Source organism: Pseudonocardia sp. (assembly GCF_029263155.1).
Taxonomy (GTDB): domain Bacteria; phylum Actinomycetota; class Actinomycetes; order Mycobacteriales; family Pseudonocardiaceae; genus Pseudonocardia.
Map to the genome: position 1 here is coordinate 63625 of NZ_JAJCYB010000044.1, position 24751 is coordinate 88375.

Genomic DNA, 24751 nt, shown 5'->3' on the forward strand with positions numbered 1-24751 from the left:
CGTCAGTGTCGAGCTCGGACATCGTTCTCCTCCACGCCCTCGGCGTCCTCGTGGTCGCGCCCGATCTCCTCGCCGGGCCCGATCTCCTCGACCAGTACGGTGGTGATCCGGATGCGCCCCCGGGCGTCCTTGCCGCCCTCCGCGAGCAACCGCAGCCCCGCGACCTCCGCGACGGCACCGGGCAGCGGCACCCGCCCCAACCGCTGCGCGAGCAGCCCGCCGACCGTCTCGACGTCGGCGCTCTCCAGCGCCTCGCTGAGCTCGCCCGCCTCGCCGTCGACACCGGGGAACAGCTCGGCGAGGTCGTCGACGGGCAGCCGCGCGGCCACGCGCACCCGTCCCCCGTCGAGCGGTGCGACGTCGGGGACCTCCTCGGCGTCGTACTCGTCGGTGATCTCGCCGACGATCTCCTCGAGGATGTCCTCGATCGTGACGACGCCCGCGGTGCCGCCGTACTCGTCGACGACGATCGCCATGTGCCTGCGCTGCGCCTGCATCTCCTTGAGCAGCTCGTCCACCCGCTTGCTGTCGGGGACGAACGCGGGCGGGCGCATGACGGCGGTGAGGACCGCGTCCCCGGCCTGGTCCGCGGCCACCAGGTCCTTGAGGTACGCGACGCCGACGATGTCGTCGATGTTCTCGCCCAGCACGGGGATCCGCGAGTACCCGCTCTTGAGCGCCAGCCGCAGCACCTTCTCCACGGGGGTGTCCCGCTCGGTCCACACGACGTCCGGGCGCGGGACCATCACCTCGCGCACGAGCGTGTCGCCCAGCTCGAACACCGAGTGGATCATCTGCCGTTCGTCCTCGTCGACGACGCCGGTGGTGCTGGCCATGTCGACGAGCTCGCGCAGCTCGACCTCCGACGAGAACGGTCCCTGCCGGAAGCCCTGCCCCGGCGTGATCGCGTTGCCGACCAGGATCAGCAGCGAGGTGAGCGGGCCCAGCAGCGACGCGAGCGCCCGGATCGGGGCCGCGATCAGCATCCCCACGCGGTAGGGGTGCTGGCGGCCCAGCGTGCGCGGCCCGACGCCCACGAGCACGTAGGACACCACGAGCATGATCGCCCCGGCGGTCAGGCCGGCCAGCCACGGCGGCGAGATCGCCTGGTCGAGCGCGAGCGCGAGGATGACGGTGGCGGCGGTCTCCGCCGCCAGCCGGAGCAGGATCAGCAGGTTGACGTGCCGGGGCCGGTCGGCCACCACCGCGGCGAGCGCCCGCGCGCCCGGCCGCCCGGCGCGCACGAGTGCCTCGACCCGGGCCCGGGACACCGACAGCAGCGCGGCGTCGGCGGCGGCGAACAGTCCCGCCAGCGGCACCAGCACCACGGCGGCGATGATCAGCCCCAGGTTCACGGATCCCCGCTCTTCACGACTCTTCCAGGCCGGCCGCGCCGAGCACGGCGGAGTCCCCGCGGCGCCGGGCGGCCAGGGCCGCGGCCTCCTCGCGGGAGCTGCGCCAGGTGGCGAGCAGCCGGGACTGCAGGCCGAACATCTCCCGCTCCTCCTCCGGCTCGCCGTGGTCGTAGCCCAGCAGGTGCAGCACGCCGTGCACGGTGAGCAGGTGCAGCTCGTCGGAGAGCTGGTGTCCGGCGGTGCGGGCCTGGGCGCGGGCGAAGTCGGGGCACAGGACGATGTCGCCGAGCAGCTCCGGGCCGGTTTCCGGGGCGTCCGGGCGGCGCGAGGTCTCCATCAGCTCGTCCATCGGGAACGACATGACGTCGGTGGGCCCGGGCTCGTCCATCCAGCGCTCGTGCAGCTCGCTCATGACCTCCTCGGTCACGGCGATGATCGAGAGCTCGGCCGCCGGGTTGACGTGCAGCGCGTCGAGGGCGAACCGCGCGACGGACGCGATGAGGGCGGCGTCCACCGACACCCCGGACTCGTTGTTGACCTCGATGGACACGGCGGCCAGCGTAGTCGGTGGACGCGGGTAGCTTCCCCGCGGTGACCGACACGCGCAGCACGACGACCAGGAACTGGGCCGGGAACGTCGTCTTCTCGGCGGGCAGGCTGCACCGGCCGGGCACCGTCGAGCAGCTCCAGGACCTGGTGGCCGGCAGCGACCGGATCCGGGCGCTGGGCACCGGCCACTCGTTCTCGCCCGTCGCCGACACCACGGGCGACCTGGTCTCGGTGGCCGGGCTCCCGCCCCGGGTCGTCGTCGACGGGGCCCTCGCCACGGTGACCGCCGGGATGGCCTACGTCGCCGTCACCCGGGCGCTGCACGCCGCGGGACGCGCCCTGCCCAACCTCGGCTCGCTCCCGCACATCTCGGTGGCGGGCGCGTGCGCCACCGGCACCCACGGCTCCGGCGACGCCAACGGGGTGCTGGCCACCGCGGTGTCGGCCGTCGAGCTGGTCACCGCCGACGGCTCGCTGCGCACCGTGCGCCGCGGCGATCCCGACTTCCCGGGCGCGGCGGTGTCGGTGGGCGCGCTCGGCGTCGTCGCGGCGGTCACGCTGGACACCGTCGCGGCGTTCGACATCGCCCAGTGGGTGATGCTCGACATCCCGTTCCACGGCTTCGACGCCCTGCCCGAACTGCTCGCCGAGGGCTACAGCGTGAGCGCGTTCACCCACTGGGAGCGCGAGGTGTTCGACCAGGTCTGGCTCAAGCGGCGGATGCCGGCCGATCCACCCGAGCCGTTCTGGATGGGTGGCGTCCCGGCCACCGGTCCGCGGCACATGACGCGCGGCGAGCCCACCGGGCACTGCACCGACCAGTTGGGGCGCCCCGGGCCGTGGCACGAGCGGCTGCCGCACTTCCGGGCCGGGTTCACCCCGAGCAGCGGCGCGGAGCTGCAGTCGGAGTACCTGGTGCCGCGCGACCGGGCCGTCGCGGCCCTGCGCGCGGTGCGGGCGGTCGCCGCGCGGATCGCCCCGGTGCTGCTGGTCTCGGAGGTCCGCAGCGTCGCGGCCGACGACCTGTGGCTCAGCGCCGCGTACGGGCGCGACTCCGTGGCGGTCCACTTCACCTGGGTCCCGGACGCGGCGGCGGTGGCCCCGGCCGTGACCGCGGTGGAGGCCGCCCTGGACCCGTTCGACGCCCGCCCGCACTGGGGCAAGGTCTTCACGACCCCGCCGCAGCGGCTGCGTGAGCTGCTGCCCCGGCTGCCGGCGTTCGCCGAGCTGGCGCGCGCCGCGGACCCGACGGGCAAGTTCGGCAACGCGATGCTCGACCGCTGTCTCCCGGCGTGAGCACTACCTGGCAGGGACCTCCCGGGCGCAGGTCGGGTCGGTCTCCGGGAGCGTGCGGTCCACCAGGTAGCGCGTCGTCACCTCGTCGGCGCACGCGTTGATCCCCTGCAGCACCACGGTGTGGCTGTCGTTCTCCACGGTCAGCAGCCGGGCGCCCATCTGCTGCGCGAGCGAGACACCGTCCTCGTACGGGGTGGCCGGGTCCCCGGTCGACGAGGCGACGAGCACCGTCGGCAGTCCCGGTGCGTCGACGGGCCCGGGCTCGCTGGTGGGCGGCACCGGCCAGAACGAGCACAGCTCCAGCGCGGCGGACGGGCCGTAGCCGGCGTCGAGGAACGGGGCCAGCTCCAGGTTGGTGGCGCTGATCTCCCGCGCCACGGCCCGACCGGTGAGGCGGTCACCGTCGACGCAGTTGATGACGGGGAAGGCCTCCAGCAGGTTGCCGTAGCTGCCGTCGGGGGCCCGGTCGTAGTAGATGTCGGCGAGGATCAGCAGGGTCGTGCCGTCGCCCTCGGTCAGCTGCACGAGACCGTCGAGCAGCGGCGGCCAGAGCGACTCCGCGTAGAGCGCCTGCACCAGCCCGTTCACGCCGTCGTTGTAGCCCAGCACGCGGTCGGCGTCGCGGGTCGGGACCGGCTCCTCGATGAGGGGCTTGAGCAGTTCCTGGACCCGCGCCGAGGCGGCGGGCACGTCCTTCCCGAGCGGGCATCCGGGCTGGGCCGCGCAGAAGGCGGCGAAGTTGTCGAAGGCCCGCTGGAACCCGCGCGACTGGGTGGTGCGCGACTCCACCGGCCCCAGCGACGGGTCGACGGCCCCGTCGAGCACGAGCGCCCGTACCCGCTCGGGGAACTGCTCGGCGAACTCCGCCCCGATCGACGTGCCGTAGGAGTAGCCGAGGTAGGTCAACCGCTCGTCGCCGACGACCTCGTGGGCGAGCCGCAGGTCCCGCGCCACGTCCCGGGTGCCGACGTTGGCGAGCACCTCCAGGCCCATCCGGTCGGCGCACCGCTGCGCGAGGTCCCGGTGCTCCGCCTCGGTCTGCGCGACGCCCTCGGGAGAGGTGTCGAGGTCGAGATCGGCACGCTCGGCGTCGACCTCGGCGTCGGTGGAGCAGTCGATGGCCGGCTCGCTGACCCCCACCCCGCGCGGATCGAAGCCGATGAGATCGAACCGCTGCGCCACCTCGCCGTCACCGATCAGGCCGGCCAGGGCGGGGAGGAACGTGACGCCCGAACCACCCGGCCCACCCGGGTCCACGAACAGCGACCCGATCCGGGCCGCCGGGTCCAGAGCGCGCTGGCGCAGCATCGCGATCCGCGCGGACTGCCCGTCCGGGTCGCCGTAGTCCAGCGGCACCTCGAGGTAGGCGCAGTCGTAGCGCGGGTCGGCGAAGGTCTCCCGGTCCCGGTCGGTGCGGGCGAGGTCGCCACAGGGCCCCCACGCCAACTCCTGCGCGAGGTACGGGTTCAGACCGGTCAGTGGCCCGGCATGCGCCGGGGCCACCAGGGACAGCAGGAGCACGCCGGCCAGCACGACGGAACCGGTGACCCGGTGGAGGAACGTCACACCCGCCATCCTCCCGGCGAACGGGCATGGCATCAACGCATACGGAGCAGTGTTGCTGCCCCGAAAGGCTCAACGTCGCCGGGACCGGCGATCCTGCGGGGGGCCGTTGCGGGGCGCGGCGGAGCGCAGGTCCGGTCGCGAGGTCTCGGCGTCCCAGCGCGAGTAGGCGTCGACGATGTCGGCGACCAGCCGGTGGCGCACCACGTCGGTGCTGGTGAGCTGGGAGAAGTGGACGTCGTCGACGCCGTCGAGGATGTCGCGCACGACCCGCAGCCCCGATCGCGAGTTGCCCGGCAGGTCGACCTGCGTGATGTCCCCGGTGACCACGATCCGGGAGCCGAACCCGAGCCGCGTGAGGAACATCTTCATCTGCTCGGGCGTGGTGTTCTGCGCCTCGTCGAGGATGATGAACGCGTCGTTGAGCGTGCGGCCGCGCATGTAGGCCAGCGGCGCCACCTCGATCGTGCCGGCGGCCATCAGCTTGGGGATGGACTCCGGGTCGAGCATGTCGTGCAGGGCGTCGTAGAGCGGCCGCAGGTACGGGTCGATCTTCTCGAACAGGGTGCCGGGCAGGAAGCCCAGGTTCTCCCCCGCCTCGACCGCGGGGCGGGTCAGGATGATCCGGTTCACCATCTTGCTCTGCAGGGCCTGCACGGCCTTGGCCATCGCGAGGTAGGTCTTGCCGGTGCCCGCGGGGCCGATGCCGAAGACGATCGTGTGCGAGTCGATGGCGTCGACGTAGCGCTTCTGGTTGAGCGTCTTGGGCCGGATGGTCTTGCCGCGGCGCGAGAGGATGTCGAGGCTGAGCACCTCCGCGGGCGACTCCCCGAGCCGCTCCGAGCCGGCGCCGAGCATCTCGACGGTGCGGCGCACCGCGTCCGGGGACACCTGCTGCCCGCGCTCGGCGAGCGTGATCAGCTCGGTGAACACGCGCTCGGCGAACGCCACGTCGGACGGGGCGCCGGAGAAGGTGAGCTCGTTGCCGCGGACATGCACGTCGGCGTCGAGGAGGTCCTCCGCCGATCGCAGGCTCTCGTCGCGCCGGCCCAGCAGGGCGAGCAGCGCGGCATCGGGGACGGCCATGCGGGACTGGACGGGGCCGGCTTCGGTCAAGCGCGCCTACCTCATTCGCTGAGCCTGGTGTACTGAGCGGCGGACGCGACCATGCTAGCGCCGCACCCCGACACCGCGCCCGACTTTCCCCGGGGGTGAACTCCCGCACCTTCTCGTGACGCGGCGGACATCCCCCGTTTACCGTAGTCGTCTCAGCTGCGCTCCGAGCAGGACGTCGCACCCCGGAAGGCCATCCCGTGACGCTCGCGCTCGCCCCCGCACCCGCGCGCTACCCGTCGTCGGCGCCCCCACCCGCGCGCACGTTGGTCGACGTGCTGGCCGCGACCGCGCAGCGGCACCCGGGTGCCCCCGCGCTCGCCGCCGCCGGGCGCACCCTCACCTACCGTGACCTCGTCGCCGCGGTCGGTGCCGTCCGCGCCCGCCTCGCCGCCGCCGGCATCGGGCCCGGCGACCGGGTGGGTGTCCGGATCGCCTCGGGCACCGCGGAGCTCTACGTCGCGATCCTGGGTGTGCTCACGGCGGGCGCCGCGTACGTGCCGGTCGACGTGGACGACCCGGACGAGCGCGCCGAACTCGTCTTCGGCGAGGCCGCGATCTGCGCGGTGCTCGATCCGCAGCTGACGCTGTTGCGTGCGCCCGCGGGCCGCGGCCCCGGCACCCCCACCCCCGCCGACGACGCGTGGATCATCTTCACCTCCGGCTCCACCGGCACCCCGAAGGGCGTGGCGGTCAGCCACCGCGCCGCGGCCGCGTTCGTCGACGCCGAGGCCCGGCTGTTCTGCGTCGACGAGCCCATCGGGCCCGGCGACCGGGTGCTGGCCGGGCTGTCGGTGGCCTTCGACGCCTCCTGCGAGGAGATGTGGCTGGCCTGGCGGCACGGCGCCTGCCTGGTGGCGGCCCCGCGGGCGCTGGTGCGCACCGGCGTCGACCTCGGCCCGTGGCTGCGCGCGCAGCGGATCACCGTGGTCTCCACCGTGCCGACGCTGGCCGCCCTGTGGCACACCTCCCCGGGCCCCGCCGAGGCGCTCGAGGACGTCCGGCTGCTGATATTCGGGGGCGAGGCGTGCCCGCCCGAGCTGGCCGAGCGCGTGGCCGTCGAGGGCCGCGAGGTGTGGAACACCTACGGTCCCACCGAGGCCACCGTCGTGGCCTGCGCCGCGCCGCTGACCGGCGACGCGCCCGTCCGCATCGGGCTGCCGCTGGACGGGTGGGACCTGGCCGTCGTCGACGCGGCAGGCCAGCCGGTCGCGATGGGCGAACCCGGCGAGCTGGTCATCGGCGGTGTCGGGCTCGCGCGCTACCTCGACCCCGCGCGCGACGCCACGAGGTTCGCCCCGCTGCCCTCCCTGGGCTGGGAGCGCGCCTACCGCAGCGGTGACATGGTCCGTGCCGAGCCGGAGGGCCTGCTGTTCCTGGGCCGCGCCGACGAGCAGGTCAAGCTGGGCGGGCGCCGCATCGAGCTGGGCGAGGTGGACGCGGCGCTGCAGGCGCTGCCGGGCGTGCGCGGCGCGGCGGCCGCCGTGCGCCGCACGGCGGCGGGCAACCAGGTCCTGGTCGGCTACGTGGCCGCGCCCGACCTCGACGGCGATGCGGCGATGGGCCTGCTCCGCGAGCGGCTGCCGGCCGCGCTGGTCCCGCTGCTCGCCGTCGTCGACGACCTCCCCACCCGCACCTCGGGCAAGGTCGACCGAGACGCGCTCCCGTGGCCGCTGCCCGCCTCGCCCACCCGCCCCGACGGCCTCACCCCGACCGAGACCTGGCTCGCCGCGACCTGGGAGGAGATCCTGGGGGCCCGCGTCACCGACCCGCGCGCCGACTTCTTCACCCACGGCGGCGGCAGCCTGACCGCGGCGCAGCTGGTGGCGGTGATCCGGGCCCGGCACCCGCAGGCATCGGTCGCCGACGTGTACCTGCACCCGCGGCTGCGCGCGCTGGCCTCCCACCTCGACACCATGGCCGGCTCGAGCGCCACCCGCCGCGACGTCCCCCCGGTCCCCCGGCGCACCGGCGTGGTCCAGGCCCTGCTCCTGGTTCCGCTGCTGGCCCTGGTCGGGCTGCGCTGGACCGCGGTGGCCGCGGGCCTGTCGACGGCGGCCTCGGGGCTGCTCCCGTGGGCCCCGGCGGTCCCGTGGTGGACGCTCGCGCTCGCCTGGCTGGTGCTGTTCAGCCCACCGGGGCGGATCGGCGTCGCCGCGGGTGGGGCCCGGCTGCTGCTGCGCGGGGTCCGGCCCGGGACCTACCCGCGTGCCGGGTCCGTGCATCTGCGGATCTGGGCGGCCGAGCGGCTCGCGGAGCTCTCGGGGGCCACCGGGGTGGCCGCGGCGTCGTGGACGCTGCGCTACGCCCGGCTGCTCGGCGCCCGGATCGGCGAGGGCGTGGACCTGCACTCGGCGCCCCCCGTCACCGGGCTGCTCAAGCTGGGCCGCGGCGCGTCCGTCGAGCCCGAGGTGGACCTGGCCGGGCACTGGGTGGACGGCGACGTGGTGCACGTCGGCCGCATCCGGATCGGCGCGGGCGCCCGCGTCGGGTCCCGCAGCACCCTGCTGCCCGGCGCCCGGGTCGGCAAGGGAGCGGAGGTCGTCGCCGGGTCGACGGTGCACGGCGTGGTCCGGGCGGGCCAGCGCGTCGCCGGATCACCCGCCACCCGCACCGGCAAGGCCCGCCCGCTCGCCGATCCGGCCCCGCGTTCCCGGCTCTGGATCGCCGCGTACGGGCTGACCTCGACGCTGCTCGGCCTGCTCCCGGCCCTCGCCGCCGTCCCCGGCCTGCTGCTCGTCGGCTGGGCCGTCGCGGGTGCACCGACCCCGGCCGACGCGCTGCGGCGCGCGCTGCCGCTGATCCCCCCGGCGACCGTCGCCTACCTCGTCGGCTACGCCCTGCTCGTGCTGGTCGCGGTGCGGCTGCTCGGGATCGGCATGGTGGCGGGGCGGCACGCCGTGCACAGTCGGGCGGGCTGGCAGGTCTGGACGACCGAGCGTCTGATGGGCCTGGCCCGGTCGGGCCTGTACCCGCTCTACGCCAGCCGCGTGACCCCCACCTGGCTGCGCCTGCTCGGGGCCACCGTCGGCCGCGACACCGAGATCTCCACGGTGATCGCGCTGCCGCGGATGACCACCGTCGCGGACGGCGCGTTCCTGGCCGACGACACGATGGTCGGCACCTACGAGCTGGCCGGTGGCCGGCTGTCGGTGGCGCCGTCGCGGATCGGCGAGCAGGCGTTCCTCGGCAACTCCGGGATGATCGCACCGGGCCGCTCGGTGCCCGACCGCGGGCTGGTCGGCGTGCTGTCGGCCACGCCCCGGAAGGCCAAGAAGGGTTCGTCGTGGCTGGGCCTGCCACCGATGCCGCTGCGCCGGACCGTCACCGAGGCAGACACGAGCCGGACGTACGACCCGTCGCGCCGCCTGCGGACCGCCCGCGGGCTGGTCGAGCTGTTCCGGGTCCTGCCGCTGGTGATCTCCGCGATGCTGGGCGTGCTGGTGCTCGGCACGCTCGCCGCCGCGGCGTCCACCGCAGGCTGGGGGATCGCCGCGCTGGCGGCCGGACCGCTGCTGCTCGCGGCGGGCGTCGCCGCCGCCCTGGTCACGACGCTCGCCAAGTGGTCGCTGGTGGGGAGGCTGCGCCCGGTCGAGCACCCGCTGTGGAGCTCGTTCGTGTGGCGCGGCGAGCTGGCCGACATGTTCGTCGAGCTGCTGGCCGTGCCGTGGCTGGTCGGCCCGGCGGCGGGCACGCCGGTGCTGACGGCCTGGCTGCGCACGATGGGCGCGCGCATCGGCCGCGGCGTGTGGCTGGAGAGCTACTGGCTGCCGGAGTCGGATCTGGTCCATCTGGGCGACGGCGCGACCGTCAACCGCGGCTGCGTCGTGCAGACCCACCTCTTCCATGATCGGATCATGAGCATGGACACGGTGCGCCTCGACGCGGGAGCCACCCTCGGCCCGAACGGCATCGTGCTGCCCGGAGCCGGGATCGGCACGGGGACGACGGTGGGCCCGGGCTCGCTGGTCACCCGCGGTGACACCGTGCCCGCCCACACTCGGTGGCTGGGCAACCCGATCTCGTCCTGGTGAGCCCGGACCACCTGTGAGCTCGGACTACCTGCCTCGTCACGAGGGCTACCGGGTCTCCCACTACGACCTGGAGCTCGACTACCGGGTGCGGGCCAACCGCCTGTCCGCGCGCGCGACGCTGACCGCGGCGGCCGTGACCGAGCTGCGCCGCGTCGACCTCGATCTGGCCGCGCTGACCGTGGCCAAGGTGCAGGTCGACGGGCGCCCGGCCCGCTTCACCCACCGCGGCGGGGTGCTGCGGATCACCCCGGCCCGGGCCGTGGCGGCGGACACGCCGTTCACCGTGGAGGTCCGCTACTCCGGCAACCCGCGCCCGGTCACCGGCCGCTGGGGCGACATCGGATGGGACGAGCTGACCGACGGCGCGCTCGTGGCGAGCCAGCCGGTCGGCGCGCCGTCGTGGTTCCCCTGCAACGACCATCCCTCGGACAAGGCGGCCTACCGCATCACGGTCACGGCGGAGGCGCCGTACACGGTGCTCGCCACGGGGGTGCTCGTGACGCAGCGGCGCTCGGCCGGCACCCGCACCTGGGTCTACGAGCGGCCCGAGCCGACCGCGACCTACCTCGTGGGCGTGCAGATCGGCAGATACCGGGAGCTGGCGCTGGGGCCCCGGCAGGTGGCGTTCGTGCCGCCCCGGCTGCGCCGCGACGCCGCGCTGGACCTGGGCCGGCACGCCGCGATGGTGGAGGCGCTGACCGGCTGGTTCGGGCCCTACCCGTTCGCCGACCACCAGGTGGTCGTGGCCGATGACGACCTCGACGTGCCGATCGAGGCGCAGGGCATGTCGGTGTTCGGCGCCAACCACGTCGACGGCCGCCGCACCCACGAGCGCCTGGTGCTGCACGAGCTCGCGCACCAGTGGTTCGGCAACAGCCTCACCATCGCCGGGTGGCGCCACATCTGGCTCAACGAGGGTTTCGCGACCTACGCGGAGTGGCTGTGGTCGGAGGCGTCGGGTGGGCGCCCCGCCGCCGCGCACGCCCGCGAGTGGCATGCCGCGACGGCCGCACTCCCCGCCGACCTCGTGCTCGCCGATCCCGGCCTCGCCCGCCTGTTCGACCCGCGCGTCTACAAGCGCGGCGCCCTCACCCTGCACGCGCTGCGCCTGCGGATCGGGGACGAGCGGTTCTTCGGTCTGCTGCGCGCCTGGACCGCCGCGCACCGCCACGGCCACGTCGACACCGCGGCGTTCGTGGCCCTCGCCGGGGAGCACGCCGGCACGGACCTGTCCGCGCTGTTCGAGGCGTGGCTGTACCGGCCGGCCCTGCCCCCGCTGCCACGCTGAGTCACGCCGCGGCCCGGTCCTCCTCCCTGCGCCGGGCCGGGAGCAGCCAGGTGAGGAAGTGGTCGCGGTCGAGCCGCTCCCCGCCCCAGCGCGGTGTGATCGTCCGGTCGTCCACCCCCGGCGACACCAGTGACTCCACGTCTCCGCAGGTGGGCGCCCCGGCGACCGGGACCGGCGCGCCGTCCGGACGCGCGAACGCGAACCCGCCGCCCTCGACGGTCTCCATCCGGTACCCGTGATCGTGGACCAGCGCGTGGTGGAACCCGCAGACCAGTGCCAGATTGTCCAGGTCCGTGGCCCCGCCGTGGCGCCACCACCGCACGTGATGGGCCTGCAGCCGACGCGTGCTCGTGCACCCGGGGTACACGCAGCGCCCGCGGTCCCGCACCCGCAAGGCCCGCAGTTGACGCCGCGTGACCAGCCGCCGCTCCCTACCCAGGAACAACGGATTGCCCCGCCGATCCACCAGCAGGGCCTGCACCGACGCCGCACACCCCAGCCGCTCTGCCACCGGAACCGGGATCGGCGGGCCGCCGTCGATCCACGCCGCAGGTCGGTCGGCGACCGCCTCCGGCCCGTCGGCCCGCAGGTGCACCACCACGGTGGCCGGATTCTCGAGGGTGGCTCCCGCCGCCAGGTCCAGCAACGCGTCCAGCCGCCGCGCCGCCCGCGGATCCGCCACGTCACCGGGCGCCTGCTCCGGTCCCGACGGTTCAGCGGACCCGTCACGCCCAGCCTCCTGCGCGACCAGGGCCTCGATCGCCGACATCAGCTCCTCGCCCTGCTCGGCCGGGACCCGCAGCCGCACCAGCAACGACCCGTCGGCCGCCCGCGACGTCCACAGGCCCCGCCGGGCCCGCGCCGGCCTGGGATCCGTGGCCGCCCGCGCCGCCTGCACCAGGCCCTCCAGCTGCGAGGTGGTGCCGTGCAGCGCCACGCTCAGCAGCCCCTCCTCCGTGGCCGGAGTGGCGATCCGTGTCATCGCCCGCACCTTGGAGTACGACACCCGGCCCGCCGCGAATGCCGCCGTGATCAGCGGTAATCGACGCAGCGCGTGCGCCACCCGCAGGTGGTCGCGCGCGGTGCGCAGGCTCAGGCCGACCCGCCAGTTCAACCATTGCGCGCACGTGCGCAGGCCCGGACCCGCCCACCCCGCGCGCTCGTCGAACTCCGCCAGCAGCTGCAGGAACCGACACGTGCCCGCAGCCAGGTGACCGGCCATCTCCACCAGCTCGGACTCGACCCGGGACGTACTCATCGAGGTGAACATGCGTTCGACGCTAGCGGGCCCCTCCGACATTCTCCGGCGGTTCAGCTGAACCGCCCCGCCGACGGTGGGAGGCTGATCCCCGTGCACGACGACTCCGCCATGGTGGAAGGCCGCATCGCCCGCTTCGTCCGGGAACGGCTCGTCCCGGCGACCTACATGGAACGGGTGCCGCTCGACGTCACCGCGTGGACCGCACCCGGCGAGCCGGTGCCGTTCGACCACGCGCTCCGGCAGCGGTTCGGCCCGCTACCCGCCGGTACGGCGTGGGGGCGGCCGTGGGGCACCGTCTGGTTCCACCTCACCGGCCCCGTGCCGCCCGGGTGGGAACACGCCGAGGTGCTGGTGGACCTCGGGTTCTCCGGCGCGCAGCCCGGGTTCCAGGCCGAGGGGCTGGTGTACGCCTCCGACGGAACGGTGCTGTCGGGGATCGAGCCCTACCGGCGCCACGTGCCCGTCACCGGGCCGTCGGTGGACCTCTACGTCGAGGCGGCGGCCAACCCGGACCTGTCCGGCGGCTGGGAGTTCGCCCCCACGCCGCTCGGTGACCCCGCGACGGCCGGTGACGCCCCGCTCTACCGGCTCGGCGCCGTCGACGTCGCGCGACTCGACCCGCGAGTCTGGGAGCTGGTCCAGGACGTGTGGACGCTGCGCGGGCTGCTCGGCGAGCTGCCGCGCGACACCCCCCGCCGGGCCGAGGTGCTGCGGGCCCTGGAGCGGATGGTCGACGCGGTCGATCCGCACGACGTCTCCGGGACCGCGGCCGGCGGGCGCGCGCTGCTCGCCCCCGTGCTGGCCGCGCCGGCCCACGCGAGCGCGCACCGGGTGCACGCCGTCGGGCACGCGCACCTGGACTCCGCGTGGCTGTGGCCGGTGCGCGAGACCGTGCGGAAGGTCGCCAGGACGGTCGCCAACGTGCTCTCGCTGATGGACGCCGACGCCGGGTTCACGTTCGCCATGTCGTCGGCCCAGCAGTTCGCGTGGCTGGCGCAGGACCAGCCCGCGCTGTTCGCCCGGCTGCGCGAGCGGGTCGCCGAGGGGCGGTTCGTCCCGGTCGGCGGCATGTGGGTGGAGTCGGACACGAACCTGCCGGGCGGGGAGGCGCTCACACGGCAGTTCGTCACGGGCGGGCGGTGGTTCCGGGAGCACCTGGGGGTCGAGTGCGCCGAGGCGTGGTTGCCCGACTCGTTCGGCTACTCGGGCAACCTGCCCCAGATCATGGCCGCGGCCGGGGCGCGGTGGTTCCTCACGCAGAAGCTGTCGTGGAACGAGACCGACACGATGCCCCATCACAGCTTCGAGTGGGAGGGCATCGACGGCACCCGGGTGTTCACGCACTTCCCGCCGGTCGACACCTACGGCGCGGAGCTCTCGGGCGCCGAGCTGGCCCGCGCCTCGCGGCGGTTCGCCGAGAAGGGCCGGGCCAACACCTCGCTGGCGCCCTTCGGCTGGAGCGACGGCGGGGGCGGGCCGACCCGGGAGATGCTGGCCGCCGCGGCCCGGACCCGGGACCTGGAGGGCTCGCCCCGCGTGACACTGTCCACCCCGTCGGCGTTCCACTCCGCGGCGCGGGCGGAGTACCCGCGCCCGCCGGTGTGGTCCGGCGAGATGTACCTGGAGTTCCACCGCGGCACCTACACCTCCCAGGCCCGCACCAAGCGCGGCAACCGGCGGTCGGAGCACCTGCTGCGGGAGGCCGAGCTGTGGGCGGCGACGGCCACGGTCCGCACCGGCGTGCCCTACCCCGCCGACGCGCTGCGCCGGTGCTGGGAGACCGTGCTGCTCCAGCAGTTCCACGACATCCTGCCCGGCACCTCGATCGCGTGGGTGCACCAGGAGGCCGAGCGCCGCTACGCCGAGGTCGCGGCCACTCTCGAGTCCGTGATCGCCGAGGCGCTGGCCGCCCTCACCGGACCCGGCGACGACCCGATCACCGTCAACGCCGGGCCCTATCCCCGATCCGGGGTCCCGGCGCTCGGTTCCGCGCGGCTCCCACGACCCGGCCCGGCGAACCCCGCGACCCGCGATGACGGGTCGGTCGTCCTGGACGACGGGCAGGTGCGCGCCGTCGTCGACCGGCGCGGGTTGCTGGTCTCCCTCGTCGCCCGCGGGCGCGAGGTCATCCCGCCGGGCGCCGCGGCCAACCTGCTGCAGGTCCACCGCGACACCCCCACGAGCTGGGACGCCTGGGACCTCGACGAGCACCACCGGCGCACCGTGCACGACCTGGTGGACCTCGACTCGCTGACCGTGGACGGCGGCACCGTGCGGGTGGTGCGCTCGGTCGGGGCGTCCCGGATCACGCAGGCGATCACGCTGCACGATGGCGCCGTCGACGTCGTCACGGAGGTGGACTGGCACGAGCGGCAGAAGCTGCTCAAGCTCGCGTTCCCGCTCGACGTGCACGCCGAGCGGGCCGCGTCGGAGATCCAGTTCGGGCACGTGTTCCGGCCCACGCACGCCAACACGTCCTGGGACGCCGCGCGCTTCGAGACCTGCGCGCACCGCTGGGTGCACGTCGGCGAGCCCGGGTTCGGCGTGGCGATCGCCAACGACGCCACCTACGGCCACGACATCGGTCGCAGCACCCGGCCCGACGGGGGGACGACCACCACGGTGCGGCTGTCGCTGCTGCGCGCGCCGCTGTTCCCCGACCCCTCGGCCGACCAGGGCACCCACCGGTTCGCGGTCGGCATCCGGCCCGGCGCCTCCGTCCCCGACGCCGTGGCGGAGGGCTACCGGCTCAACCTCCCGCTGCGCACGGTGACCGGCGGTCGTGACGTGGAGCCGCTGGTGTCGGTGGACCACCCGGGCGTCGTCGTGGAGGCGGTGAAGCTCGCCGAGGACGGCAGCGGCGATGTCGTCGTGCGGCTCTACGAGGCGTTCGGTGGCCGGGCCACGGCCGTGGTCACCGCCGCCTTCCCGCATGCGCGGGTGGTCGAGACCGACCTGCACGAGCGCCCGGTGCCCGCACCGGTCGCCCAGGACGGCGACCGGCTGGAGCTGCGCCCGTTCCGGATCGCGACGCTGCGGTTCAGGTCACCGCGCTTCGTCACCTGATCAGCTTCTGCACGGCCCGGAACTGCGGGTGGTTGGAGTTGCGCAGCCACTCGAACAGCACCATCTCGGTGGTCACGACCTCGGCGCCGTGGCGCTGCATCCGGTCGATCGCCGCGGCCCTGTTCGCGGCCGTGCGCGAGCCGACCGCGTCGGCGACGAGCAGCACGCGGTGGCGCTTGGCGAGCAGGCCGAGCACGGTCTGCAGGACGCACACGTGCGCCTCGCACCCGGCGACCACGATCTCCTCGGTGCCCGGCGGGAGCAGCGTGTCGAATCCCGGCTCCGCGGCGGCGCCGAACGTGAACTTGGGCAGCACCAGCTGCGGGAACCCGGCCAGCGCGGCGACGGTGGGGCCCAGGCCGTCGGGGTTCTGCTCGGTGGCGCACACCGGCACCTCGAGCAGTCCGGCGCCCTCGGCGAGGCGGACGGTGTTCGCGACCACCGCGTCGCCGTCGTGGATGGCGGGCATGAGGCGCTGCTGCAGGTCGACCAGCAGCAGCGCGGAGGCGTCGGCGGAGAGCAGCACCCGGCCACCGTAGCGGCCGCGCCGGGATGTGTTCAGCCGCGGGCGAGCCGCTCGACGGCGTCGCGGCACGCGGCCCAGGCGGCGGTGGAGGGGTCGATCACGGCGAAGTGGTCGACGCCGGGCAGCGTCACCAGCTCGCCACCACCGGCCGCCACGAACCGCTCGCTCTGCCGGATCGGGACGTTGGCGTCGTCCGTGCCGTGCACGCACACCACCGGCACGCCGATCGGGACGCGGGCGACCGGGGAGGCCAGCGCGTAGCGGTCGGGGAACTCCGCGGGGGTGCCGCCGATCAGGTCGGGGACGGCCGCGCCGCCGACACGCCGCTGCGCGGCGTCCACGAGGTCCAGCACGCCGGCCTGGCTGACGGCGCCGCGGAGCACGACCGCGGGGTCCGCCCCGGGTGCCCCGGCGGGGAGGCCGGGGCGCGCGGCGAGCCAGGCGGCGAGGTGCCCACCCGCGGAGTGCCCGACGGCGACGACGCGATCCAGGTCGAGCCGACCCGGCGCCGCGTCGGCGAGCCGGTCCAGCGCGGCGGCGACGTCGTCGAAGGTGGCGGTCCAGCCGCCACCGCTGCCGACGCGGCGGTACTCGATGTTCCAGGCCGCGAAACCGCGGTCGGCCAGGTCGACCGCGAGCGGGCGGCCCAGCTCCAGCCCGTAGCCGCTGCGCCAGAACCCGCCGTGGACGATCACCGCGACGGGGGCCGGGCCGCCGGCCGCGGGCAGGGTCAGCTCCCCGAACTGGCTCGGGTCGGCACCGTAGTCCAGGCGCATGGGGTCGGCCCCCTCCGTGAGGTCGTCACTGCCCCCGGCGGGCGCGCACGCGGCCGGTAGGGCCACCAGAGCAGCGAGCCGGACGAGCGTACGACGGGCGATCACGCCCGGCTTTCGGAGAGCGCGCCGCCGGGGTTCAGGTTGCCACGCCGCGGTGGACGTGGGGGGACACCCACCGCGGCGTGGCTCCGCCGGATGAGGGGGGACTCCCCGGCGGCCCACGGGTGCGAACACCCGCGCCTGTGGACCGGTCCTCGCCTCGACCGGAACGCGCGCACCCTATCGCGGCGGATCGGGGCGGGACCAGCGCCGGGTCAGCGCGCCCAGTGCGCCCAGCGCCACGGCCGCCGCGGTGGACGCGCGCAGCACCTCCGCCCCGAGGCGGACCGGTCGGGCCCCGGCCGCGGCCAGCTCGTCGAGCTCCGCACCGGTGATGCCGCCCTCCGGGCCGACGACGAGCAGGAGGTCGCCGGCCGTGGGCAGGATCACCTCGGTGAGGGGCTCGGTGGCGGACTCGTGCAGCACGAGCGCGCCCGCCAGTCCGGTGATCCGGCGGGCGAGCGCCGGGGTGGAGACCGGCTCCTCGACGACCGGCAGCCACGGCCGCCGGGCCTGCTTCGCCGCCTCCCGGGCGGTGCTGCGCCAGCGCGCGAGCGCCTTGACGCCACGCGGGCCGTCGTCCCACCGGGCGACGCAGCGGGCCGCCCGCCACGGGAGCACCCCGTCGACGCCCGCCTCCGTGGCCAGCTCGACGGCCAGCTCGCCGCGATCGCCCTTGACCAGCGCCTGGGCCAGCAGCACGCGGGGCGCCGGCGGCGCGACCGTGCGGCGCGCGGTGATCGCCAGCTCGACGCGGTCCCGCCCGACCGACCCCACGACGGCGTCGGCGAGCCCGCCGCGCCCGTCGGCCAGCAGCACGGCCTCCCCCGCACGCAGCCGCCGCACGGTGGCGGCGTGGCGACCCTCGGGCCCGTCGAGCACGGCGGACGAACCCGGCGGCATGTGGTCCAGCAGGAACAGCGGAGCGGTCGTCACCGGACGGAGCTTGCCGGAGTGAGCACCGTCACCGGCCGAACGAGTCGCGCAGCCGCCCGAACAGGCCGTGGCCGTTGCGGCCCGCCCCGACACCGGGCTGCTCCTCCCCGCGCAGCGCGGCGAGCTGGCGCAGGAGCTCGGTCTGTTCCTTGGTCAGGCCGGTGGGCGTGGTGACCTCGACGTGCACCATGAGGTCGCCGTAGCCGTCGACGCGACCCGTGGACCGCAGCCGGGGCATGCCCTTGCCGCGCAGCGTGCGCACCGCGCCGGTCTGGGTGCCGGCCTCGATGGTGATGTCCTCGGTGCCGTCGAGGGTGGGCAGCGGCAGGGAGGTGCCGAGCGCGGCGGCCGTCATCGGGAGCTTGACCGTGCAGTGCAGGTCGGCGCCGTCACGGGTGAACAGCTCGTGCGGCTCCTCCTCGACCTCGACGTAGAGGTCGCCCGCCGGGCCGCCGCCGGAGCCGACCTCGCCCTGGTTGGCCAGCCGCACGCGCATGCCGTCGGCCACGCCGGGCGGGATCCGCACGCCGACGGTGCGCCGCGAGCGCACGCGCCCGTCGCCGCCGCACTGGTGGCAGGGGTCGGGGATGACCTCGCCGAACCCGCGGCAGTTGGGGCACACGCGCGAGGTGACGACCTGCCCGAGGAACGAGCGCTGCACGCTCTGCACCTCGCCGCGGCCCGCGCAGATGTCGCACATCGTGGGCGTGCTGCCCGGCGCGCAGCCCGAGCCGGTGCACTCGGTGCAGAGCACGGCGGTGTCGACGGCCAGGTCGCGGGTGATGCCGGTGGAGCACTCCTCCAGCGTGAGCCGCATCCGGATCAGCGCGTCGGCGCCGGGCTGCACGCGGCTGCGCGGCCCCCGCCCCCGGCCGCCGCCACCGGTGCCGCCGAAGAACGCGTCCATGATGTCGCCGAAGCCGAACGCGCCGAAGTCGCCCGCACCGCCGCCTCCCCCGCCGCCGTTGCCCAGCGGGTCTCCGCCGAGGTCGACGATCCGGCGCTTCTCGGGGTCGGAGAGGACCTCGTACGCCGCGGTCACCTCGGCGAAGCGTTCCTGCGCCGCCGGGTCGGGGTTGATGTCGGGGTGCAGCTCACGAGCGAGCCTGCGGTAGGCCCGCTTGATCTCGTCGGTGCCGGCGTCGCTCGCGACACCCAGGCTTCCGTAGTAGTCCCGTGCCACGGTTGGGGGCAGTCCTCACTCGATCGTCGAACTCGGGTTCCCGAGCTTCTGCGTTGACTCAGCGTCCGGCCAGGATCTCACCCACGTATCGGGCGACGGCATGCACCGCCGCGATGCTGCCCGGATAGTCCATCCGGGTGGGCCCGACCACACCCATTCCGCCCAGCACGGTGTCGGCGCCGTAGCCGATGGACAGCACCGAGGTGTCGCGCATCTCCTCGGCCTCGTTCTCCTCGCCGATGCGCACGGTGACGGTGCCCGGGTCCTGCGCCGCCGCCAGCAGCTTGAGCACGACGACCTGCTCCTCCAGCGCCTCCAGCACGGTGCGCAGCGATCCGGGGAAGTCGGCGACGTTGCGGGTGAGGTTGCCGGTGCCGCCGAGCACGAGCCGCTCCTCGGGATGCTCCACGAGGGTCTCGATGAGGACGGTGGCCACCACGGTGACGACCTCGCGCAGCTCCGCCGGTGCCGCACCGGGCAGTTCGGCGACCGCCGCCGACGCCGCGGCGAGCGGTCGCCCGGTCAGCGCCCCGCCGAGCAGGCCCCGCACCGCCGCCACGTCGTCGTCGTCGAGGACCTGGCCGAGGTCGACGACCCGCTGGTCGACCCGGCCGGAGTCGGTGATCAGCACGAGCATCAGCCGGGCCGGGGTGAGCGCCACGACCTCGCAGTGGCGCACCGTGGACCGGGTGAGGGTGGGGTACTGGACGATCGCCACCTGCCGGGTGAGCTGCGCGAGCAGCCGCACGCTGCGACGCATGACGTCGTCGAGGTCCACGGCGCCGTCGAGGAAGGCGGTGACGGCCCGCTTCTCGGCCGCCGACAGGGGTTTGACCTGCACCAATTGGTCGACGAACATCCGGTAGCCCTTGTCGGTGGGCACCCGGCCCGCGCTGGTGTGCGGCTGGGCGATCAGGCCGTCCTCCTCCAGCACGGCCATGTCGTTGCGGACCGTGGCGCTGGAGACGCCGAGGTTGTGCCGGTCCACGATCATCTTCGACCCGACGGGCTCGTGCGTGGACACGTAGTCGGCGACGATGGCCCGCAGGACGGCGAACCTCCGCTCGTCGGCATTCATGGCGCACCTCCCCGGAACTCCACGCCAGTCTACGGGGCAGGATGTCGGGCGTGCTGATCCGCAGACCGGTGCTGGAGGCGATCGCGGCGGGCGAGATCACGGCGCTGTTCCGCCGCTGGGACCGGCCGCGGGTGCGGGTGGGCGGCACCCGGCGGACCTCCGTCGGTGTGCTGGAGGTGCTCGCCGTGGAGCCGGTGGCCGCGTCCCGGCTCACCGCGGCCGACGCCCGTTCCGCCGGCTTCCCGACCGTCGCGGCGCTGCGCGCGGCGCAGACCGGCAGCGGGCGGCTCTACCGGATCACGGTGCGCCTCGCAGGCGAGGACCCGCGGATCGCGCTGCGCTCCCGCTCCGACCTGACCGCCGACGACCGGGCCGGCATCGCCGCCCGGCTGGCCCGGCTCGACGCGGCGTCGCGCACCGGGCCGTGGACGGGGACCGTGCTCGCCCTGATCGCGGCCAACGAGGGCGTCCGCGCCCCCGACCTCGCGCAGCGGCTGGGCCGGGAGACGCTTCCGTTCAAGCGCGACGTCCGCAAGCTCAAGGAGCTGGGCCTGACCGAGAGCCTGGAGGTGGGCTACCGGATCTCGCCGCGGGGCCGGGCCTGGCTGGCCGGCGTCCCGGGCTGAGGCGTCACGGGTCGAGCAGCACCCGCTTCCACGCGTCCGCGAGGAACGCGCCGTAGCGCTCGGGTGTCCAGCCGCGCTGGTGCACCAGCAGTGCGTAGAAGTCGGCGGCGTTCATGCTCCAGACGATGTCGGCGACGTCGGTGTCGGACAGGTCGGCGCGCAGCTCGCCGGTGGTCCGCAGGTCCTGCGCGAACAGACCCATGTTCGCGGCCCGCCGCTCGGTGATCTCGGCGTGCAGGGCGGCGCAGGCCGGGTCGCGGGCAGCGGCGTCGCGCAGGGCCAGGAACACCGGAGCCGTCCGAGGCCCCATCCCGGCCAGCGCGGCGGCGTAGAGATCGATCTTCTCGCCCGCCGAGGGCGCGGCCCGAAGCGCCCGTACGTAGTCGCGTTCCTCGGCGGGGACCGCCTGGTCGGTGCCGGAGATCGCGGTCTCCACCAGCTCGCGCAGCACCACCGGCTTGCGGCCGACCAGTGCGTAGACCGTGTCGACGGCGACCCCGGCGCGCTCGGCCAGCTGCGCCACCGTGGTGGCCGCATAGCCCCGGGTCGTGAAGAGCTCACGGGCGGCGTCGAGCACCGCGCGACGGGTGGCAGCGGTCTGCTCGGCGCGCCGCGGGGCGTGGTAGGGCCTGCGGGCCTTGACGTCGTCAGCCATCGGGTCCTACCTTAGCCTAATTCATCCGAAGCCAGTTCGGACCAAACTGGGGAGCCACCGTGGTGTACGCGTACACGCAGGACGTCCCGATCGACGCCGCCCTCTACCAGCGGATCCTCGACGAGCTCGGCCCGGAGCCGTTGGCGGGGTCGCTGCTGCACCTGTGCGTGCGCCGCCCGGACGGCGGCCTGCGCTACATCGACGTGTGGGAGTCCGAGCAGGCCTGTGCGCGAGCGTTCGACGAACGCATCCACCCGGCGGTGGACCGTGCGTTCGGTGGGGTCCGGCCCGACGGCGAGCCGGTCGTCGAGCATCTCGAGGTGCTCGACGCGAGCGGGGCACTCACCCTCGCCGGCCGCCGGTAGCGCCACGCTGCCGGAGTCAGACCGGGGCCGCGGCGAGCAGTGCGTGCACCACGCCGTCGGCCAGCAGGCGGCCACGCCGGGTGAGGACCGCGCGGTCCGCGTCGAGGCGCAGGAGCCCGTCTCCCGCGGCCCGCAGGGCGGCGGCGTGCCCGCCGGCGTCGAGCAGGCCGAGCGGGAGACCCTCGGCCAGGCGAAGGCGCAGCATCACCCGCTCGGTGTGCCGCTCGGCCTCGGTGAGCTGCTCGCGTCCCGCCTCCGGGGACCCCCCCGCGACCAGCGCGGCGGCGTAGCGGGCCGGGTGCTTGACGTTCCACCAGCGCGCCCCGGCCAGGTGCGAGTGGGCGCCGGGGCCCAGCCCCCACCAGTCCCCGTCGAGCCAGTAGCCCAGGTTGTGCCGGCACGTCGCCGCGGCGTCGAGCGCCCAGTTGGACACCTCGTACCAGCCCAGACCGGCCGCGGTGAGCCGGTCGTCGATCATCTCGTAGCGGGCGGCCGCGACGTCGTCGTCGGGGGCAGGGAGCTCCCCGCGAGCCACCCGGCGGGCCAGCGCCGTGCCGTCCTCGACGATCAGCGCGTAGGCCGACACGTGGTCCACCCCCGCGTCGAGGACCGCGTCGAGCGACGCGGCCAGGTCGGCGTCGGTCTCGCCGGGGGTCGCGTAGATCAGATCCAGGTTGACGTGCGTGAGCCCCGCGGCACGGGCCTCCCGGGCGGCGGCGACGGCGCGACCCGGGGTGTGCCGCCGGTCGAGCACCCGCAGCACGTGCGGCGCGGCCGACTGCATCCCCAGCGATACGCGCGTGAACCCCGCCGCCACCAGCCCGGCGAAGAACTCCGGCGAGGTCGACTCGGGGTTGGACTCCGTGGTCACCTCCGCGCCCGGGGCCAGCCCGAACGTCTCCCGCACCGCCCCGAGCACGACGCCGAGCCGCTCGGCGCCCAGCAACGACGGCGTGCCACCCCCGACGAACACCGTGTCGACCGGCCGCTCCCCCACCACGGCGACGGCGTGGTCCAGCTCGCGGCGGACGGCGTCGAGCCAGCCGTCGGGGCTCGCGCCCGAGCCGTCGAGCTCGGAGGCGGTGTAGGTGTTGAAGTCGCAGTAGCCGCACCGGGACGCACAGAACGGCACATGCACGTAGATCCCGAACGGTGGCACGCCGTCGAGTCTGCCAGGCCGGTCAGCGGGCCCGGTCGCGCCGCCGCGCCGACCCGGCAGCCGACGGGAACGGGAGCGCGGCCCGCGGTGTCGCCCCGTGCCGCAGGCCGCGCCACAGGTCCGGACGCCGCCGCTCGACCGCCGGACCGACCTCGGGCCGGCGCGTCCAGCCCTCGTTCAGCCGCACCATCCACCGGACGGGCCGACCGTCGCCCGCCGGCACCGGTACCCCCAGCTCGGGATGGCGGCGCACCGCCGCGTCGGACGCCGGCACCAGCTCCAGCCACGGCGGGACACGGTGCATCACCCTGCGGAACAGGGTGGGCTTGCCCAGCATCTCGCGCCGCGCCCGCGCCTCGTCGAGCAGCACGCCGATCTCGGCCAGGTCCTCCCAGCGCAGGGCGGTGTACTGTGCTCCGCTGCCCCGCAACAGGCGCAGGCCGCGGTCGTCGACCTCCAGCCACCGCAGCCGGGAGCGCGCGGTCGCGGGCAGCGCGATCCACGGGAAGGCGAACAGCGCCGCGACCAGCCCGGCCGCCACCCGCGTCCACCACGGCTGCGCCGGGTCGAGCACCGCCACCGTGAGGATGTAGACGCAGAACCAGCCGCTGAGCGCGACCCCGAGGCCGAGCAGCAGCCAGTGGGCGGGGCCGTTGGCGATCAGTCGCACGCGGGTCGGAGTCACGCCGGAGACGCTACGACGGCGGGTGGGTTCGGCGTGGCGGTTCCGCGGAATCCGCCGATCCGGGCAGCCGCCGGGTGCGCTGCGCCGTCAGCCGGGCCGGGTCGCCCGCCACTCCCGCGGCGACATCCCGTGGGCGGTACGGAACGCCCGGCTGAACGTCGCGGCGTCGGTGAACCCCCAGCGCCGCGAGATCTCGGTGATGGAGCGGCCGTCGGAGCGCGGGTCGCGCAGGTCGCGGCGGCAGCGGTCCAGGCGCATCCGCTGGATCTGCTGCGCCACGGAGCCGCCGCGGTGGGCGAACAGCCGGTGCAGGTGCCGGGTGGAGACGAAGTGCGCGGCGGCGATGCCGGTGGGACCGAGATCGGGGTCGCCCAGGTGCTCGGCGATGTGGGCGTCGATCCGGCGGAGCAGGTCGTCGGCGGCGCGGGTCGGCGCAGCCGGGCGCACCTGCTCGCCCGCGACGGTGGTGACGAGTTCGGCCACCTCGTCGGCCAGCCGCACCGCACCGCCCGCGGAGAGCTCCGGCGGGGCCGCGACCAGCTCGCGCAGCATCCGGCCGACGATCGCGCCGAGACCGTCGCGTCCGGACAGCGCGCGGGCCGTGAGCTGCTGCGACGCCGTGTCGGCCAGAGCGATGCCGGCCCGGGGCCAGGTGAACACCAGCAGCTCCCAGTCGCCGCGGAAGCCCCAGTGGAACGGCCGGTCGGTCTCGTAGACGGCGAAGTCGCCGGGCCGCAGCACCGCCTCGCGACCGTCCTGGGCGACCCGGGCCGCGCCGGAGGCGATCAGGCCGACCTGCAGGTAGGCGTCGTCGTCGCGGCGGGCCAGCCCCGGGGTGCGGCTGCAGCCCTGCGGGCCGGAGACGACCGACGCGACGTTGAGGTGCCCCAGCTCGCTGCACCGGACCGACCCGGCGAACGTGTCGCGCCGGTCGGCGTGGATGTCCAGCGCGACGAAGTGGTCGCGGATCAGGTCGCGCCAGACGTCCAGACGATCGGTGGTGGTGGGGCGATCGGTGGTGGTGGGTGGTGGGCCCATGTGCGCCTCGGAGGTTCGGGGTGTCCTTCGACACTAGGAAGGGTCCCCACGCCCGTCAACGGCCGGGCCGATGTGTCACGCAGCGACAACACGTCTGTCA

Annotated in this window: 20 protein-coding genes; 6 read left to right on the forward strand and 14 right to left on the reverse strand. The window is 75.1% G+C overall.

The features are described from left to right. Positions 1-2 precede the first annotated feature (2 nt). Positions 3-1355, reverse strand: coding sequence for a hemolysin family protein (locus Q1K26_RS08045; RefSeq protein ID WP_300008941.1), 1353 nt, complete (start codon positions 1353-1355; stop codon positions 3-5). A 13-nt stretch (positions 1356-1368) separates the two neighbouring features. Continuing rightward, positions 1369-1905, reverse strand: coding sequence for an rRNA maturation RNase YbeY (ybeY, locus tag Q1K26_RS08050; protein WP_300008942.1), 537 nt, complete (start codon positions 1903-1905; stop codon positions 1369-1371). Positions 1906-1946: 41 nt separating this feature from the next. Here ybeY and Q1K26_RS08055 point away from each other — a divergent pair, with 41 nt between their 5' ends. Beyond that, a complete protein-coding gene (locus Q1K26_RS08055) occupies positions 1947-3200 on the forward strand; it encodes a D-arabinono-1,4-lactone oxidase (protein ID WP_300008943.1) in 1254 nt (417 codons plus the stop codon). Between the two features lie 3 nt (positions 3201-3203). Here the strand turns inward: Q1K26_RS08055 and Q1K26_RS08060 are convergent, their stop codons facing one another. Together Q1K26_RS08060 and Q1K26_RS08065 are read right to left on the reverse strand one after the other, a co-directional pair. Then, on the reverse strand, positions 3204-4766 hold the full coding sequence (locus Q1K26_RS08060) for an alpha/beta hydrolase (RefSeq protein WP_300008944.1): 1563 nt from the start codon (positions 4764-4766) through the stop codon (positions 3204-3206). A gap of 69 nt (positions 4767-4835) precedes the next feature. Beyond that, positions 4836-5849, reverse strand: coding sequence for a PhoH family protein (locus tag Q1K26_RS08065; RefSeq protein ID WP_300008945.1), 1014 nt, complete (start codon positions 5847-5849; stop codon positions 4836-4838). A 227-nt stretch (positions 5850-6076) separates the two neighbouring features. On the opposite strand from Q1K26_RS08065, the gene Q1K26_RS08070 reads away from it, so the two are divergent. Together Q1K26_RS08070 and Q1K26_RS08075 are read left to right on the forward strand one after the other, a co-directional pair. Beyond that, positions 6077-9910: a Pls/PosA family non-ribosomal peptide synthetase gene (locus tag Q1K26_RS08070; RefSeq protein ID WP_300008946.1), complete on the forward strand. Its 3834-nt coding sequence runs from the start codon at positions 6077-6079 to the stop codon at positions 9908-9910. A gap of 13 nt (positions 9911-9923) precedes the next feature. After that, positions 9924-11198 carry a M1 family metallopeptidase gene (locus Q1K26_RS08075; RefSeq protein WP_300008947.1) on the forward strand — a complete coding sequence of 425 codons (1275 nt, stop codon included), beginning with the start codon at positions 9924-9926 and terminating at the stop codon, positions 11196-11198. A gap of 1 nt (position 11199) precedes the next feature. On the opposite strand, the gene Q1K26_RS08080 is transcribed toward Q1K26_RS08075, so the two are convergent. Further along, positions 11200-12456 (reverse strand): HNH endonuclease signature motif containing protein, encoded by a 1257-nt coding sequence (locus Q1K26_RS08080; RefSeq protein ID WP_300008948.1) that lies wholly within the window; start codon positions 12454-12456, stop codon positions 11200-11202. A gap of 93 nt (positions 12457-12549) precedes the next feature. On the opposite strand from Q1K26_RS08080, the gene Q1K26_RS08085 reads away from it, so the two are divergent. Continuing rightward, a complete protein-coding gene (locus Q1K26_RS08085) occupies positions 12550-15525 on the forward strand; it encodes a glycoside hydrolase family 38 C-terminal domain-containing protein (RefSeq protein ID WP_300008949.1) in 2976 nt (991 codons plus the stop codon). On the opposite strand, the gene Q1K26_RS08090 is transcribed toward Q1K26_RS08085, so the two are convergent. The 5 genes from Q1K26_RS08090 to hrcA all read right to left on the reverse strand — a co-directional run bounded on the left by Q1K26_RS08090 (position 15518) and on the right by hrcA (position 20123). Next, complete coding sequence (locus Q1K26_RS08090; RefSeq protein ID WP_300008950.1) at positions 15518-16051, reverse strand: isochorismatase family protein; 534 nt, start codon at positions 16049-16051, stop codon at positions 15518-15520. The genes Q1K26_RS08085 and Q1K26_RS08090 overlap by 8 nt on opposite strands. A gap of 32 nt (positions 16052-16083) precedes the next feature. Next, a complete protein-coding gene (locus tag Q1K26_RS08095) occupies positions 16084-16827 on the reverse strand; it encodes an alpha/beta fold hydrolase (protein ID WP_300008951.1) in 744 nt (247 codons plus the stop codon). 279 nt (positions 16828-17106) lie between these two features. Beyond that, positions 17107-17862: a 16S rRNA (uracil(1498)-N(3))-methyltransferase gene (locus tag Q1K26_RS08100; protein ID WP_300008952.1), complete on the reverse strand. Its 756-nt coding sequence runs from the start codon at positions 17860-17862 to the stop codon at positions 17107-17109. Between the two features lie 28 nt (positions 17863-17890). Further along, positions 17891-19045, reverse strand: a complete 1155-nt coding sequence (gene dnaJ / locus Q1K26_RS08105; protein ID WP_300008953.1) for a molecular chaperone DnaJ — start codon at positions 19043-19045, stop codon at positions 17891-17893. Between the two features lie 58 nt (positions 19046-19103). After that, positions 19104-20123: a heat-inducible transcriptional repressor HrcA gene (hrcA, locus tag Q1K26_RS08110; RefSeq protein WP_300008954.1), complete on the reverse strand. Its 1020-nt coding sequence runs from the start codon at positions 20121-20123 to the stop codon at positions 19104-19106. 50 nt (positions 20124-20173) lie between these two features. Here hrcA and Q1K26_RS08115 point away from each other — a divergent pair, with 50 nt between their 5' ends. Beyond that, positions 20174-20749 (forward strand): hypothetical protein, encoded by a 576-nt coding sequence (locus Q1K26_RS08115; protein ID WP_300008955.1) that lies wholly within the window; start codon positions 20174-20176, stop codon positions 20747-20749. Between the two features lie 4 nt (positions 20750-20753). Here Q1K26_RS08115 and Q1K26_RS08120 read toward each other — a convergent pair whose 3' ends face one another. Then, positions 20754-21404, reverse strand: a complete 651-nt coding sequence (locus Q1K26_RS08120; protein ID WP_300008956.1) for a TetR/AcrR family transcriptional regulator — start codon at positions 21402-21404, stop codon at positions 20754-20756. Positions 21405-21463: 59 nt separating this feature from the next. Between Q1K26_RS08120 and Q1K26_RS08125 the strand changes: the two genes are divergently transcribed. Continuing rightward, on the forward strand, positions 21464-21769 hold the full coding sequence (locus tag Q1K26_RS08125; protein ID WP_300008957.1) for a hypothetical protein: 306 nt from the start codon (positions 21464-21466) through the stop codon (positions 21767-21769). A gap of 16 nt (positions 21770-21785) precedes the next feature. Here the strand turns inward: Q1K26_RS08125 and hemW are convergent, their stop codons facing one another. The 3 genes from hemW to Q1K26_RS08140 form a co-directional block, all read right to left on the reverse strand. Then, the gene (gene hemW, locus Q1K26_RS08130) at positions 21786-22928 is read right to left on the reverse strand and encodes a radical SAM family heme chaperone HemW (RefSeq protein WP_300008958.1); all 1143 of its coding nucleotides are present in this window, start codon (positions 22926-22928) and stop codon (positions 21786-21788) included. 22 nt (positions 22929-22950) lie between these two features. Beyond that, positions 22951-23613 (reverse strand): hypothetical protein, encoded by a 663-nt coding sequence (locus tag Q1K26_RS08135; RefSeq protein ID WP_300008959.1) that lies wholly within the window; start codon positions 23611-23613, stop codon positions 22951-22953. Positions 23614-23700: 87 nt separating this feature from the next. After that, positions 23701-24651, reverse strand: a complete 951-nt coding sequence (locus Q1K26_RS08140; RefSeq protein WP_300008960.1) for a helix-turn-helix domain-containing protein — start codon at positions 24649-24651, stop codon at positions 23701-23703. Positions 24652-24751 lie beyond the last annotated feature (100 nt).

What these genes read in the sequence shown, in the direction of transcription:
- Q1K26_RS08065 (WP_300008945.1), bottom strand. Translation starts at nt 5,849, where the DNA reads ATGGCCGTCCCCGATGCCGCGCTGCTCGCCCTGCTGGGCCGGCGCGAC.
- Q1K26_RS08080 (WP_300008948.1), bottom strand. Translation starts at nt 12,456, where the DNA reads ATGAGTACGTCCCGGGTCGAGTCCGAGCTGGTGGAGATGGCCGGTCAC.
- Q1K26_RS08095 (WP_300008951.1), bottom strand. Translation starts at nt 16,827, where the DNA reads ATGCGCCTGGACTACGGTGCCGACCCGAGCCAGTTCGGGGAGCTGACC.
- hrcA (WP_300008954.1), bottom strand. Translation starts at nt 20,123, where the DNA reads ATGAATGCCGACGAGCGGAGGTTCGCCGTCCTGCGGGCCATCGTCGCC.
- Q1K26_RS08120 (WP_300008956.1), bottom strand. Translation starts at nt 21,404, where the DNA reads ATGGCTGACGACGTCAAGGCCCGCAGGCCCTACCACGCCCCGCGGCGC.
- Q1K26_RS08140 (WP_300008960.1), bottom strand. Translation starts at nt 24,651, where the DNA reads ATGGGCCCACCACCCACCACCACCGATCGCCCCACCACCACCGATCGT.